Source organism: Yersinia sp. LJYL362, assembly GCF_048323875.1.
On record NZ_JBLWEX010000303.1, the window covers coordinates 1 to 14,862 of the forward strand.

Sequence of the window (14,862 nt, forward strand, 5' to 3'; positions counted from 1 at the left end):
TAAATACTTCTCGCAGTTATCGCGCTGTGCTGGATGCGATTATTGCTGAGCAGCACCCCTTTGATCTTATTGTTGCAACAGGTGATTTGGCTCAGGATCATTCCGTTGCCGCTTATCAAAATTTTGCAAAGGGTATCTCCCGTTTGCCAGCGCCCTGTGTCTGGCTTCCCGGTAATCATGATTTCCAACCTGCTATGGTGGATGCCTTAGCCAGTGCGGGTATTGCCCCTTCAAAGCATGTTCTGGTGGGTGATAACTGGCAGATTCTATTATTGGACAGCCAGGTCTTTGGTGTTCCTTATGGTGAATTGAGTGAGTATCAGTTGGAGTGGATGGAGCGCTGCCTGGCGGCACATCCAGCACGCTATACATTGGTATTATTACACCATCACCCAATGCCTTCGGGGTGCACCTGGCTTGATCAACACAGCCTGCGCAATGCGCATATGCTGGCGGCAGTGCTGACCCGCTATCCGCGCGTTACTACATTATTATGTGGGCATATCCATCAGGATTTGGATCTCGATTGGTATGGCAAGCGCCTGTTGGCTAGCCCTTCTACCTGTGTGCAGTTCAAACCGCACTGCACTAATTTCACACTTGATACCGTGGCACCGGGATGGCGCTACCTCGACTTACTGCCTGATGGAAGACTTGAAACTGAAGTTCGTCGGTTAGCCAGTGATGAGTTCTGCCCGGACATGGACGCGGATGGTTATTGATGAGTACGCTTCTATATATTCACGGCTTTAATAGCTCACCCAGCTCAGCCAAAGCAACGACATTCAAAAGTTGGTTGCAGCAACACCATCCTCATATTGAGATGCTGGTACCCCAATTACCGCCTTATCCGGCACAGGCCGCAGAAATGCTGGAAAGCATCGTAATGGATAAAGCCGGTCAATCCATGGGTATTGTTGGCTCTTCCCTCGGGGGGTATTTCGCGACCTGGCTTTCCCAACGCTTTAGTATTCCCGCCGTAGTGGTTAACCCAGCAGTGCGCCCATTCGAACTGCTCAGCGATTATCTGGGTGAAAATGAGAACCCCTACACCGGGCAACAATATGTGTTAGAGTCTCGACATATTTACGATTTGAAAGCCATGCAGATTGAAAAGTTGGGATCACCGGATTTACTCTGGTTATTGCAACAAACCGGGGATGAAGTCCTCGATTACCGTCAAGCGGTTGCCTATTACACCCCTTGTCGGCAAACAGTAGAATCAGGTGGGAATCATGCCTTTGTCGGCTTTGATCATTATTTCTCCCCGATTGTGACTTTTTTAGGGCTAGCGACCGTTTGATATCTGCGGTTTAAGCATCATCCGATACAGTAGGTTTTGTTACTGCCGTGGGTATCGCACCGCAGGCCGTTATGGCCTGCCGGGCATGTCACCGCTAGCCTTCCAACCATTAGCCGAATATTAATCAAACCATGACTGAATCCAGCTATAACGCTGATGCCATTGAAGTACTCAGCGGTTTAGAACCAGTGCGTCGTCGTCCGGGAATGTACACGGACACCACGCGGCCAAACCACCTTGGTCAAGAGGTGATTGATAACAGCGTTGATGAAGCACTGGCAGGCCATGCCCGTCGCATTGATGTCATTTTGCATGCCGATCAATCACTGGAAGTAATTGATGATGGCCGTGGGATGCCGGTTGATATCCATCCTGAAGAAGGCGTTCCTGCGGTTGAACTGATTTTGTGTCGTTTACATGCCGGCGGCAAATTCTCGAATAAAAACTATCAGTTTTCAGGTGGTTTGCATGGTGTAGGTATTTCAGTTGTGAATGCCTTATCGAAACGTGTTGAAGTAACAGTGCGTCGCGATAGCCAAATCTACAGCATTGCCTTTGAAAATGGCGATAAAGTGCAGGATTTACAGGTTATCGGTACATGCGGCAAGCGCAATACCGGTACCAGCGTACATTTCTGGCCAGATGTTTCTTTCTTCGATAGCCCGCGTTTCTCAGTATCTCGCTTATCTCATTTGCTTAAAGCGAAAGCGGTACTGTGCCCGGGTGTGGAAATCGTCTTTAAAGATCAGGTCAATAATACCGAGCAGCGCTGGTGTTATGCTGATGGTCTGACTGATTACCTGATGGAAGCGGTTAACGGCTTGATTACCTTGCCAGAAGTGCCGTTTGTCGGCTCTTTTGCCGGAGATACCGAAGCTATCGACTGGGCACTGTTATGGCTACCGGAGGGCGGCGAATTACTGACTGAAAGCTACGTCAACTTGATCCCGACCATGCAGGGCGGCACTCACGTTAACGGCTTGCGTCAGGGCTTGCTTGATGCGATGCGCGAATTTTGTGAATACCGCAATATTTTGCCACGTGGCGTCAAACTCTCGGCAGATGATATCTGGGAACGCTGCGCCTATGTGTTGTCAGTTAAAATGCAAGATCCACAATTTGCCGGCCAGACGAAAGAGCGACTTTCCTCACGTCAGTGCGCGGCCTTTGTTTCCGGCGTGGTAAAAGATGCATTCAGCTTATGGCTGAATCAGAACGTACAAGCAGCTGAACAGTTAGCGGAGTTGGCTATTTCCAGCGCTCAGCGCCGTATGCGTGCGGCCAAGAAAGTGGTGCGTAAGAAACTGACCAGCGGCCCGGCACTGCCCGGTAAACTGGCCGACTGTACTTCGCAAGATTTGAGCATGACTGAACTGTTTCTGGTGGAAGGGGATTCCGCGGGCGGTTCTGCCAAGCAAGCGCGTGACCGCGAATATCAGGCGATCATGCCGCTGAAAGGGAAGATCCTGAATACTTGGGAAGTGTCCTCAGATGAAGTCCTTGCCTCGCAGGAAGTTCATGATATCTCAGTGGCGATTGGTATTGATCCCGACAGCGAAGATCTGAGCCAACTGCGCTACGGTAAAGTCTGTATCCTCGCGGATGCGGATTCTGATGGTTTGCATATCGCCACCTTGCTGTGCGCACTGTTTGTACGTCACTTCCGTGCCTTGGTTCGCAATGGTCATGTGTATGTGGCAATGCCGCCGTTGTATCGCATTGATTTAGGTAAAGAAGTGTTCTATGCACTGGACGAAGAAGAGAAAGCTGGTGTGCTGGAGCAACTGAAACGCAAACGCGGCAAGCCGAATGTGCAGCGTTTTAAAGGGTTGGGTGAAATGAACCCGCTGCAGTTACGTGAAACCACTCTTGATCCCAACACCCGTCGCTTGGTGCAATTGACCATTGGTGATGACGATATTGATAAAACAATGGCGATGATGGATATGTTATTGGCGAAGAAGCGCTCCGAAGATCGCCGCAATTGGCTACAAGAGAAAGGGGATACCGCCGAGATCGAGGTTTGATCGATGACAGGGGTTAATCGATGAAAATAACCTTAGAAGAGTTGCAGGCGTTTACCTCGGTAGTCGACTGCGGCTCTATTACGGCGGCTGCGGAGCAACGCAGCCAGACCACATCAGGCATCAGTCGGGCATTAAGTCGGCTGGAGCAGAAGCTGGCGACTACTTTGCTGCGCCGCACCACTCGGCGGTTGGAATTGACGGAAGAGGGGGCGCTGTTCCTCACTCATGCGCGGCAGATCCTCGGTGCGGTTGATGATGCTGAAGAGCAGATTGCGCTGCGGCGGCTAAAACCGGCTGGGCGGTTGCGGGTGAATGCGGCAGCGCCTTTTATGCAACATGTGATTGTGCCGATGATCACCGGTTTTCGCGCACTATATCCGCAAATCATTCTTGAACTGAATACCGATGACCTGAATATCGATTTGCTGGAACAACGGACTGATATCGCGATCCGCATTGGCGCGTTGCGAGATTCGACAATTCATGCGCGTCTGCTGGGGGCTAGCAGGGTGCGCATCCTCGCCAGCCCAGAGTATCTACAACGTCACGGCACTCCCCATACAATTGATGACCTGGCAAATCACAGTCTGCTCGGCTTCACTCAGCCCGAATTCCTTAATCAGTGGTCATTACCTCATTTGCCGGGCGGGCGTTTGTCAATCATTCCCAATCTGGCTGCATCCAGTGGTGAAACATTGCGTTTGCTGGCTTTGCAGGGGGAAGGGATCGTCGAGCTCTCAGATTTTATGACTCGAGAAGATCAGCTGACGGGGCGTTTAGTTGAGGTAATGGCAGATCAAATTCTGGAAACCTGGCAGCCGATTAACGCGGTTTATTATCGCAATACTCAGCTTGCGGCACGGATTACCTGTTTTCTGGATTATGTGAGTGAGCAGATCAAGTTGCAGGGCATTAACTGGCTCAGGGATTAGTCGCTGACGCTACTGCAACATCAAGTCAGAAGGGTATTAGCCAAAGTAATTGGAGTTGCAGCAAGGCAGCAAACGAATGACTAATCGGTTGAAAACCGATTTGAACAGCATTTATGCTAGCCCGCAGGGTGAGCCTCTTTGAGGCTCATTAATCCCGATGAGCTTACTTAAGTAAGTGATTCGGGTGAGTGAGAGCCGCTAACACCGCTGCAACTTCAAGTAAGAAGGCTAAGTTAAAATATGAATATTCACATCCAGTACATCATCTTTAATCACTTCACGATGTTGATGCATGTGTTCCATCTGTAAATGTAACTCCAGATGATGAACACTTTGCCACTTTTCCAGCATGAAAATTGAGTCCGGCGAATTCTTTTGCCAATCAAGCTGGGTTGGTACGTCAATCATCGGCACGTAGCCGCCACAACCTTCTTCTGCCAGCACGGCAGGTATGAGTTTATCAATGGCGTTCAACACCGCCTGGCGACGGCCCGGTTTGACCTTTATTTCTGCAAAAACGGTAATCATAGCGACTCCAACTTAGGTGTGATGCTGTGATATCAAATAGCCTGACACTTAAAGTTTTCGGCCAAATGCTGACGATAACGGCTAATGTCACCTTCAATATCGGGTTGTTTAATCACATCGTTACATATAAATGTCGGCAATGGCTTCATGCCAAGGAACTGGTTTGCTTTATGGAAATGCAAGTAAACGCCATCAACACCCACCCCTTCGAAGAACTGATTTGGATCAGTAAACGCTTCAAGTGGTGCATTCCAGGTCACTGAAAGCATATAGGTTTTACCTTGAATTAAGCCACCAGAACCATAGCCCTTAGTGGCATCGGAGCGTGTACGGCCATCACTTTGGTACAGTTTGCCATGACCATAGGTAAAGACTTCATCAATGTATTTTTTCAAAATCCAAGGCTCGCCCATCCACCAACCCGGCATTTGATAAATGACAGTATCGGCCCACAGATAGTTTTCAATTTCACTTTCAATATCATAGCCTTGGTCAACCGTCGTGATTTTAACCTGATGACCATTTTCCTGAAGAAACTCGGCAGCGACATTAGTGAGAGTCAGATTGAGCGCCCCTTTGGAGTGCGCAAACTCTTTCATTGCGTTAATAATTAGTACGTTACTCATTGATATACCTTTTTAAAGCTATACCCGTCATACTTCAAACTGCATGTGCGTTAGCTGTACTCAATCACCCGAATCACTTACTTGAGTAAGCTCATCGGGATTCACTCGCTTGCCGCCTTCCTGCAATTCGAATTATTTTGGGTATATAACTCATTTAAATAATAGAGGCTTGATACTGCCTAACTCGTAATACTGAGTATGCTAATGGTTTCATTTCCAGAGAAAAATACACAATGATGCATAACACTATTGCTGAATAAGCAACAAAACCACCCAATGAAACTGTTTAGGCACGAACTTGCGAAGCCCCCCGCATTGAATTCTATTGCACCGAAACAACAGAACAACAGTTTTGAGGCAGCTCTCAGAACGCAGTTAATCCCTCGTCGCATATAGCTGCACACCCAGTTATAGCGGTACACTGCTTGCCTGTCAGCAGCGCTCGTTTACTCAGGTCAGCGCCATTATGTCCCCTCATACTTTGCTCGTAATTGATGATGACGAAGAGATCCGCAGCCTGTTGACGGAATACTTCACCAAAGCGAATTTTCGTGTGCTTTCGCTGCCAGATGGCGAACACTTGCTGGCAACATTGAAGCAGGAATCCGTGGATTTAGTCATTTTGGATGTCATGTTGCCCGGCGACGATGGCTTCACCCTTTGTCGTAAAGCACGGCAAGTCTCGGCGGTGCCGATCATTATGCTGACAGCTGCATCTGATGAAAGTGATAAAGTCATTGGGTTGGAGTTGGGTGCGGATGATTATCTGGCTAAGCCCTTCAGTGCCCGTGAGTTACTGGCGCGGGTTAAGGCGCTCTTGCGTCGTAACCAAATCGTACAAAGTCCCGGTACGGAGGCGCGTTTTTTGTGTTTTAACGGCTGGAAACTGGATTTAGTCCGGCGGGAGCTTATTGACCCACAAAAGCAGAGTGAACCACTATCGGGGATTGAGTTTACTTTGCTCTCACTATTTTTGCGCCATCCGAACCAGATCCTCGACCGAGACCAGATTTCTGAAATAACCCGCCGACGGGAAAATAACCCTCTGGAACGGGGGATTGATGTGCAAATTAGCCGTTTACGCCAACGCCTGCAAGATAGCCAGCGCCTGTTGTTGCGCACCCTACGTAATCAGGGCTACATGCTATGTTGCGATGTGACTCGTGAATATTGATTCGGGGCGTTACTTCCGCTGGTTACAGGATATGTTCCGGCCATTGTGGCCCCGCTCACTTCTGAGCCGCATGCTATGTATGCTGGTGATTGCACTGCTGCTGGCTGAAAGTATCTCGGGATCAATCTGGTATCGTCAATTCAGCTTGCGGAATCAGGCGAGCCTGGAAAGTACGATTAAAGGGCTGGTGCAGGGCATGCTGACCAGTTACAACTTTATGTCCTCTCTCCCTCATAATTATCGCCACTTGGTGTTGCAACAACAGCTTGCATTAGGGGGATCGCAGTTTTTTATTTCGATCAATAATCATGTATTGGACGAAGTGCAATTACTGAGCAGCCAAGCCGCCAAAACGGTTGTTTCACAAGCAAAACAGGAGTTGCGAACACAACTAGGGGAACGGCAGGCGGCAATCATTTCTTTGACTCCCGCGGATCAACTAAAGGTCTTTAATGCTGGAGTGCTGGTGGAGAATCTGCCCCCTGCATGGGCACGTTTTGGTATCACGACATCTCACAAAGATGCGCCAGTATTAGTCATCCAGTTACAACTCAATACCCATGAATGGCTGTTTCTCGCCGCACCACTGCCTCCCCCTTACGATCAGTTAGAAAGCCCACTGTTTAGTTTGCGCCAGGTCGGTTTTACCCTGTGTAGTTTGCTTTTGGTGCTGCTTTTTACCTGGTGGCTGATTCGCCGTGAACTGAAACCATTAGCGCGGTTAGCTCATGGTGCGCTTGAACTCAATAGCTCATTGGACAGTGAACCTTTACCGGAAGAAGGCAGCGCAGAACTGGTGACGGCGACTCGCTCCTTTAATCAAATGCAAAGCCGCCTGAGAGCTTACCTGCATAACCGGGAAATGCTCTTTACTGCTATCAGCCATGACTTGAAAACCCCGCTTACTCGCCTGCGATTACGGGTCGAAATGCTGGAAGATGAAAGATTGGGGAAAAAGTTTGAGCGGGATGTTGCGGACTTGGAAATGATGGTCAAAGGCGCACTGCAAAGCATGAAAGATACTGATTTACATGAAAATATGGAATCCATTGATATTATGAATTTACTAAGGAAAACAATGGATGCCTATCTTAATGTCAATGTTTCCGGCAAAGCCAACCCTATTTTTGGTCGCCCGTTGGCGATTAAACGTCTACTGAACAATATCGTGGAGAATGGGCTGAATTATGGTCAACGGGTAGAGATAACCCTGTCAGATCATCGGGATTATATCATGCTGTTTATCCGTGACTTTGGTCCTGGCATCCCAGAGGATCAGTGGGAGAAAGTGTTTAAACCTTACTACCGTTTGCAGCAGGATAATCGTGGCAGCGGATTAGGGCTCGCCATTGCGCGCAGTATTGCCAGAGCACACGGCGGTGAAGTGACATTACGTAATCACCCTGCCAACGGCCTGATAGTGGAAATCCGCTTACAACGCTATAACTGAGTCTATTGTCCATGCTGAAAACGCTATTTGCTATCCCTTTGCTGCTGGTTGCAGCCCATGCTTCAGCAGTAAATGTTGAAGTTTTACATTATTGGACCTCGTCTAGCGAGCAGGCGGCACTGCTGTCGGTAAAACAGGCGCTGGCTGAAAAAGGCGATAACTGGCAGGATTTTGCCGTTGCGGGTGGGGCGGGAGAGAGTGCTTACAGTGTCTTACAAACCCGTGCTATTGCCGGTAATCCACCGGGGGCGGCCCTGCTTGAAGGGAAAGCAATTGAAGAGTGGGCCAGGCTAGGATTTCTCTCTAGTCCTTATACGCCGGAACAAACTGTTGAATGGGATCAGGTTTTGCCTCCCGCCATCAAGGCTAATATTAAATACCGCGGTGAATATGTTGCAGTACCAGTAAATATACATCGTATCAATTGGATGTGGATTAACCCTAAACCTTTCACCCAATTGAAATTAGCCGTTCCCACCACCTGGGATGAGTTTTTTGCTGTAGCAGATAAGCTGCAAGCTGCAGGCTATATACCACTAGCACATGGCGGGCAGGCGTGGCAGGACGCCACCGTGTTTGAGAATCTGCTATTAGGTATGGAAGGGGGGGAGTTCTACCGTCAGGTGTTTATGGAACAGCGTAGCAGCGCAATCACCAGTGCGAAGATGGTGCAGGTGTTGGAAAAATTTCGCAAAATTAAAGGATACATCGATCCAGATGCTGCTAACCGTCCGTGGCATGAGTCGGTAGAAATGCTACGCAGTGGCAAAGCCGCGATGATGATTATGGGTGACTGGGCCAAAGGCGAAATGATGCAAGATGGTGATCGTCCCGGCAAAGAGTTTCTGTGTGTTTTGGCACCAGGAACTCAGGATTATTTTATTTATAACACTGACAGCTTTGCTATTTTGCAGCAAAATGGTAACCCGGTCATGGTCTCTGGTCAGCGTCATTTAGCTGATGTACTGATGGATAAGCAGTTTCAGGTAACTTTTAATCAATTAAAAGGCTCAATTCCCGCCCGAATGGATGTCTCTTTGCAGAATTTTGATTCTTGTGCTCAGCAGTCGAGTAAAGCATTCCGTCAGGCGGAAGTATCGGGGAAATTGCTGCCAAGTATGGCGCATTCGATGGCGACAGATGCGCAAACTAAAGAGATCTTTTTCCACGTCCTGAACTACTTTTTCACTCATCCAGAGCAGACCCCCCAGCAGGCTGTGCAACAGTTGAATACGGCATTAATCGCAGTGAGATCTTAACAGTGGTGAATCAAATCATCGGGTAGGGCCGACAGGGATATCTATTTTAGATTCCATTGAATAGAAGGGCGAGTGTGCCCTTCCATAACAGAGGGGAGCCGTATCAGAGCGTGCTAGATACCTTCGGACTCATCGTTTCCATGATGATTTGGGATATCACTTTCGAGTACAAAACGAACGATTCCCCGATTTCCAGCGGCCAGTGCCTGTTGGACAAATTCGCTGGCAGTAGGGATTTCATCTCTATCTAACACTGTCTCTGCCAGCATCTGCATATTGGTGCCAGCAATAACTTCAAATTGAGATTGTTGCACACTCAATTGGACCGCACTGCGAAAGGGGGAGCCCCCCAGCAAATCGGTGAAGAACACCACTCCCTGCTCCACAGGTAATGTATCCAGTGCCTGTTGTAATGACTGATCTAACTGCTGAGTGCTCATGCCGACCGGAAAATCGACAGCAACAATCTGTTGTTGTGGGCCAATGATTTGCTCCAGGGCGTTATGCAATCCACTGGCAAAACGCCCGTGGCCAGTGATGATAATGCTTACCATAAAAGGTCCTTGGGCGCTGGCAATGAGCCAGCGCAGTAAAAATTGAAACGAATCGTGGAGTTACAACACACCCAGCCATGACAGCGCGATAGACAAGACGAACGTCACCAGAATGAGAGTCACGGGGCTGACTTTCTTAGCGCGCAGCAAATAATACATCAGCAAGGTGTAGACCATCGGCAGCAGATTAGGGAAGACTTTGTCAAAGAAGGCCTCCTGAATGGAGACCTCATGTCCCGCTGTCACCGCTACTTTTGCCGCTACGGTAATATGGACATATGAAGCAATCAGCCCACCGACAACAGTCACACCGAGGATGGTCGCTGCTCTGGAAATAGCCCCCGAACTGGCCCGCAGTTTATCGATGGCTTTTACCCCTAAGGTGTAACCCAGGTGAGTCCACACCACACGCAGTAAAAATAACGCCAGATAAACCACAAAGAAAATGATTGGCCCTAATATGCTGCCCTGACTGGCGAAAGAGGCGCAAACCCCAGCAACAATCGGCAGTAAGGTGAACCAGAAAATTGCATCACCAATACCTGCAAGTGGCCCGAATAATGCCACTTTCAGCCCTTTTATCAGATCACGGCTTTCATGACGTTCCTCCAGTGAAATCAATAACCCCATCAAGAAACCAACGGCGTTGGTGTTGGTATTGATAAATTCCAGATTGTCTTTCATGGCCGCTGACAGCGCCGCTTTGTCATTACCATAAATCTTTTTCAATAATGGGGCTTGAGCGCTGGCAAAGCCGGTGGCCTGCATGCGCTCGTAGTTAAAACCTGACTGTAGCAGTGCCGAACGGAAACCTAACTTGGTGATATCTCGGCGCGTCAACTTGGTGGTTGGCTCTGCGCTGATATCAGTTGTTGTTGGCAAGGTATTAGATTCCATCATTCATCTCCTCAGGTGCGGCAGCGGCTTGGGCGGCTTTTTTCTGTTGGTTGTAATATTCGTAGATAGCGAAAGCCGTCCCCAGTAGCGCGACAGGCAACAGATTTTGTACCGGTATAAAAGTGACAAACAGGAAACCAATAATGAAGAAGGGGGTGAATGGCGTTTTCATCATAACCTTCAATAGCAAGCCAAAACCAACCGCAGGCAAGATACCGCCGGCCACTTCAAACCCGTGGGTTAGCCAGGCTGGCATCGAGCGCACCAGGCTTTGCATTGCACCTTGAGACACATACGCACACAGGAAAGTGACGGCGGCGTAAGTTATAGCAACAATAGCGGTTAACAATAGATTTAAGCGCCCGAGAGCTGCACCATCAGCTTCTTCGGCATAACGGTCCGCTTTCTGCATGAAGAACGAGAAAGCGGAGTAATAGAACAGAATGATGTACTGCATTAAGAAGCTAAAAGGCAAGCCGAGTCCGATGGCTGTTTTCGCATCAACCCCCGTGCTGTGAGCAATCACGGTGGTCATAATACCCGCGAGTACCGGATTGGGTGGCTGGGTACCGCCAATCGGGGTCAGGCCGGTAAAAGCCAGTTCAGTCAGTGCGCCGGTAATCAAACCGGTTTGGATATCACCGAGGATGGCACCGGTTAAGGTACACACGATAAGTGGGCGGAAGATATACAGTGCTTCCAACCAAAAATCGATCCCGACAATCAGGGCCATAATTGCCAGCCCAATACCTTGCATCATTGTTATTTCATGCATAAATAATTCCGTCACCAAAGGTGTTGTAGGGCAGAGTATTCTCGGTTTCCGCATTCTCGAATTAAGCTCTGGCGGATTGATATACCCTGATGCGGCGGCTATTTACTGGACTTTATCTTTGCCGTCACTCGGAGTGTCCTGAATAAAGACATTGACGTTATGCTGTTGAATTGCATGCAGGTTTGCCAGATCGTTATCATCGACATACACTTTTTTGGTCAGCGGATGTTTGCCTTCCGAAAAATGCATATTGCCAACATTCACATCACGAATAAGAACCCCTCCTTCTACCAAGCGGCGGGCCTCATCTGGAGTGCGGCACACGATGAAAATTTTCTGTTCAGCAGAGGCTTTGCCAATGACATCAATGGTTTTTTGGATGGAGAAAAAACGGATCCCCAACCCCATGGATTCAGCTGTCATCGACATGATTTGCTGTTGGAGTTTGTCCTGCGCGACGCCGTCGTCAGCAACCAATAACAGGTTTGCCCCAAGAGATGAGGACCATGCCACGCCAACCTGGCCGTGAACCAGCCGGTTGTCGATGCGTAACAGCAGAATGTTGGGTGATGCCATGGGTATTCTCCTACTTTTATTGCAAGCGAAACGACATTGACTCTGTGTATTGATTTGCACGCCGTCATCCCGGCAGCTGTTAGGGGAGTGAATAACAGCGGGAGGAATACCAGCGCATAGCCAGTATATGAAGGGAAGAGAAGCGGTAGGCTACATGATGATATCGTTTTGTTACCCCGCTGATAGAAAGTGCGGCCAATGTTGCAAAGCTGAAAGATTGAGATTATCTGTGGGTTGTGACAGTCACCCCGCAGATGAGGTACTATCGCGGGCAGAAATTGACAATGAACTTGCGGTGCCGATCTGCTGACTGACAGTGATCGCCTCCAGAGTCTGAGGATAATTGAGTAATGAGTGATTTGACTCATGACGGTGCAGAACGCTTACCGCTGCACACTTTTACTGAAAACGCCTATTTGAACTATTCCATGTACGTCATCATGGATCGGGCGTTGCCGTTTATCGGCGATGGTTTAAAGCCGGTGCAACGGCGCATCGTCTACGCAATGTCCGAACTGGGGCTGAACAATAGCGCTAAATTCAAAAAATCAGCCCGTACCGTGGGTGACGTGCTGGGTAAATACCACCCGCATGGTGACAGCGCGTGTTATGAAGCAATGGTGCTGATGGCACAGCCATTCTCTTACCGCTATCCATTAGTTGATGGTCAAGGGAACTGGGGGGCACCGGATGACCCTAAATCCTTTGCGGCAATGCGTTATACCGAATCTCGCTTATCCAAATATGCAGAAGTGTTGCTGGGTGAGTTGGGGCAGGGAACTGTTGATTGGGTGCCGAACTTTGACGGCACCATGCAGGAGCCGAAAATGCTACCTGCGCGCCTGCCCAATATTCTGCTGAATGGCACCACCGGTATTGCTGTGGGCATGGCAACGGATATCCCTCCGCACAATGTGCGAGAAATTGCACAGGCGGTGCTTGCGCTGATTGATAAGCCAACGTCTTCCCTGGAAGAGTTGTTGGAGTTTGTGCAAGGGCCCGATTTCCCGACGGAAGCAGAAATCATCACTCCGCGTGATGAAATTCGTAAAATTTACCAGAATGGCCGTGGTTCAGTGCGGATGCGGGCCTTATGGAAGAAAGAAGATGGTAGTGCAGTGATTACCGCACTGCCACATCAGGTTTCGGGTGCTAAAGTGCTGGAACAGATTGCCAGCCAGATGCGCGCCAAGAAATTGCCGATGGTTGAAGATTTGCGTGATGAATCTGACCATGAAAACCCTACTCGTTTGGTGATAGTTCCGCGTACCAATCGTGTCGATCTGGATCAAGTGATGAACCACTTGTTCGCCACTACGGATCTGGAAAGAAGCTATCGTATCAATATGAATATGATCGGCTTGGATCATCGTCCGACAGTGAAAGGGTTGTTGGAGATCCTGACCGAGTGGTTGGTATTCCGTCGTCAAACCGTGCGTAACCGACTGAATTATCGTCTGGAAAAGGTACTGAAGCGGCTGCATATTTTAGAAGGCTTATTGATTGCCTTCCTGAATATTGACGAAGTTATTCATATCATCCGTACTGAAGATGAGCCAAAACCGCTGTTGATGCAGCACTTCGCGATTTCTGAAACTCAGGCTGAAGCGATCCTCGAACTGAAACTCCGCCATTTAGCCAAATTGGAAGAGATGAAGATCCGGGGTGAGCAAGATGAATTAGCCAAAGAGCGCGATCAATTACAGGCATTGCTGGCATCCGAACGCAAACTTAATACCCTGATTAAGAAAGAAATTCAGGCTGATGCCGCCGCTTATGGCGATGATCGCCGTTCGCCGCTGACTGAACGTGGTGAAGCCAAAGCCATGAGTGAGCATGACATTGTGCCGTCTGAGCCGGTGACCATCGTACTGTCTGAAATGGGTTGGGTGCGCAGTGCCAAAGGCCATGATATTGATCCGAGTGGGCTAAGTTATAAAGCGGGGGATAGTTTCCGAGCTGCGGCCCGCGGTAAGAGTAACCAACCGGTCGTCTTTATGGATTCTACCGGCCGTAGCTACGCATTAGATCCACTGACACTGCCCTCTGCGCGTGGGCAAGGGGAGCCGTTGACCGGCAAGTTGACTCTACCGCCGGGTGCCAATATTGAACACGTATTGATGGCGTCAGATGACCAGAAGTTATTGATGGCGTCAGATGCTGGTTATGGGTTTGTTTGTACTTTCAATGACTTAGTCGCCAGAAACCGTGCGGGCAAGACCATGATCACCTTGCCGGAAAATGCCAAAGCACTGCCGCCATTAGAGATTTATGGGCCGGATGATATGTTGTTATCCATCACTGCGGCTGGCCGTATGTTGATGTTCCCGGTAGCAGATTTGCCTGAATTATCAAAAGGTAAGGGCAACAAGATAGTCTCTATCCCCGTTGCGGATGCGGCGGCGGGTAAAGATCGCCTGGTATGGCTATTCGTCTTACCGCCTCAAACATCCATTACCCTTCACTTCGGTAAACGTAAGCTAACCTTACGGCCAGAAGATTTACAGAAATTCCGTGCCGAACGTGGTCGGAAAGGCTCACCATTGCCTCGTGGATTGCAACGCATTGATCGCGTTGATGTTGATGCTCCTGAGCGGGCGATACCCATAGAGAATGAAGAGTCATAAGTCTGCAGCCAGTCAATGTAACAGGGAGCGCGCGATTTGCGCGCGCTGTCGCGTAACATCATTAGGGTAAGGAATCTGCGCGGTGTTTTGCCCGGAAGCCGTTATACTAGCGCCGATTACAAATCTAAGAGTGA

The 14,862-nt window shown here is 49.1% G+C and carries 14 protein-coding genes; 8 read left to right on the plus strand and 6 right to left on the minus strand.

Going from position 1 to position 14,862, the window contains the following annotated elements; translation table 11 throughout:
- The 4 genes from cpdA to ACNSO8_RS22735 all read left to right on the plus strand — a co-directional run.
- A partial coding sequence (gene cpdA / locus ACNSO8_RS22720; RefSeq protein ID WP_418395993.1) for a 3',5'-cyclic-AMP phosphodiesterase occupies positions 1–722 on the plus strand: 722 nt, incomplete at its 5' end.
- A complete protein-coding gene (gene yqiA / locus ACNSO8_RS22725) occupies positions 722–1,303 on the plus strand; it encodes an esterase YqiA (RefSeq protein WP_418395994.1) in 582 nt (193 codons plus the stop codon). The genes cpdA and yqiA, both read left to right, overlap by 1 nt.
- Positions 1,304–1,434: 131 nt before the next feature.
- Positions 1,435–3,330: a DNA topoisomerase IV subunit B gene (gene parE, locus ACNSO8_RS22730; RefSeq protein ID WP_418395995.1), complete on the plus strand. Its 1,896-nt coding sequence runs from the start codon at positions 1,435–1,437 to the stop codon at positions 3,328–3,330.
- Between the two features lie 20 nt (positions 3,331–3,350).
- Complete coding sequence (locus ACNSO8_RS22735) at positions 3,351–4,262, plus strand: LysR substrate-binding domain-containing protein (RefSeq protein WP_418395996.1); 912 nt, start codon at positions 3,351–3,353, stop codon at positions 4,260–4,262.
- Between the two features lie 228 nt (positions 4,263–4,490).
- On the opposite strand, the gene ACNSO8_RS22740 is transcribed toward ACNSO8_RS22735, so the two are convergent.
- Together ACNSO8_RS22740 and ACNSO8_RS22745 are read right to left on the minus strand one after the other, a co-directional pair.
- On the minus strand, positions 4,491–4,790 hold the full coding sequence (locus tag ACNSO8_RS22740) for a putative quinol monooxygenase (protein ID WP_418395997.1): 300 nt from the start codon (positions 4,788–4,790) through the stop codon (positions 4,491–4,493).
- A 32-nt stretch (positions 4,791–4,822) separates the two neighbouring features.
- Positions 4,823–5,416, minus strand: a complete 594-nt coding sequence (locus ACNSO8_RS22745) for an NAD(P)H-dependent oxidoreductase (protein WP_418395998.1) — start codon at positions 5,414–5,416, stop codon at positions 4,823–4,825.
- 466 nt (positions 5,417–5,882) lie between these two features.
- On the opposite strand from ACNSO8_RS22745, the gene ACNSO8_RS22750 reads away from it, so the two are divergent.
- Genes ACNSO8_RS22750 through ACNSO8_RS22760 form a run of 3 tightly spaced genes read left to right on the plus strand, consistent with a single transcriptional unit; the run spans position 5,883 to position 9,299 of the window.
- Entirely contained in the window at positions 5,883–6,590 is a 708-nt protein-coding gene (locus ACNSO8_RS22750) for a response regulator (RefSeq protein ID WP_050112279.1), read from the plus strand.
- The gene (locus ACNSO8_RS22755) at positions 6,580–8,040 is read left to right on the plus strand and encodes an ATP-binding protein (protein WP_418395999.1); all 1,461 of its coding nucleotides are present in this window, start codon (positions 6,580–6,582) and stop codon (positions 8,038–8,040) included. The genes ACNSO8_RS22750 and ACNSO8_RS22755 overlap by 11 nt, the downstream gene beginning before the upstream one ends.
- Positions 8,041–8,051: 11 nt before the next feature.
- The gene (locus tag ACNSO8_RS22760) at positions 8,052–9,299 is read left to right on the plus strand and encodes an ABC transporter substrate-binding protein (RefSeq protein WP_418396000.1); all 1,248 of its coding nucleotides are present in this window, start codon (positions 8,052–8,054) and stop codon (positions 9,297–9,299) included.
- 113 nt (positions 9,300–9,412) lie between these two features.
- Here ACNSO8_RS22760 and agaF read toward each other — a convergent pair whose 3' ends face one another.
- The 4 genes from agaF to agaB all read right to left on the minus strand — a co-directional run bounded on the left by agaF (position 9,413) and on the right by agaB (position 12,101).
- The gene (gene agaF, locus ACNSO8_RS22765; protein ID WP_418396001.1) at positions 9,413–9,853 is read right to left on the minus strand and encodes a PTS galactosamine/N-acetylgalactosamine transporter subunit IIA; all 441 of its coding nucleotides are present in this window, start codon (positions 9,851–9,853) and stop codon (positions 9,413–9,415) included.
- A 60-nt stretch (positions 9,854–9,913) separates the two neighbouring features.
- The gene (gene agaD, locus ACNSO8_RS22770) at positions 9,914–10,750 is read right to left on the minus strand and encodes a PTS galactosamine transporter subunit IID (RefSeq protein WP_049559394.1); all 837 of its coding nucleotides are present in this window, start codon (positions 10,748–10,750) and stop codon (positions 9,914–9,916) included.
- Positions 10,740–11,525: a PTS galactosamine transporter subunit IIC gene (gene agaC, locus ACNSO8_RS22775; protein ID WP_418396002.1), complete on the minus strand. Its 786-nt coding sequence runs from the start codon at positions 11,523–11,525 to the stop codon at positions 10,740–10,742. Before agaC ends, agaD begins: the two co-directional genes overlap by 11 nt.
- 102 nt (positions 11,526–11,627) lie before the next feature.
- Complete coding sequence (gene agaB / locus ACNSO8_RS22780; protein ID WP_418396003.1) at positions 11,628–12,101, minus strand: PTS galactosamine transporter subunit IIB; 474 nt, start codon at positions 12,099–12,101, stop codon at positions 11,628–11,630.
- 350 nt (positions 12,102–12,451) lie between these two features.
- Between agaB and parC the strand changes: the two genes are divergently transcribed.
- Positions 12,452–14,728 (plus strand): DNA topoisomerase IV subunit A, encoded by a 2,277-nt coding sequence (gene parC / locus ACNSO8_RS22785; RefSeq protein WP_418396004.1) that lies wholly within the window; start codon positions 12,452–12,454, stop codon positions 14,726–14,728.
- Positions 14,729–14,862: the final 134 nt, after the last annotated feature.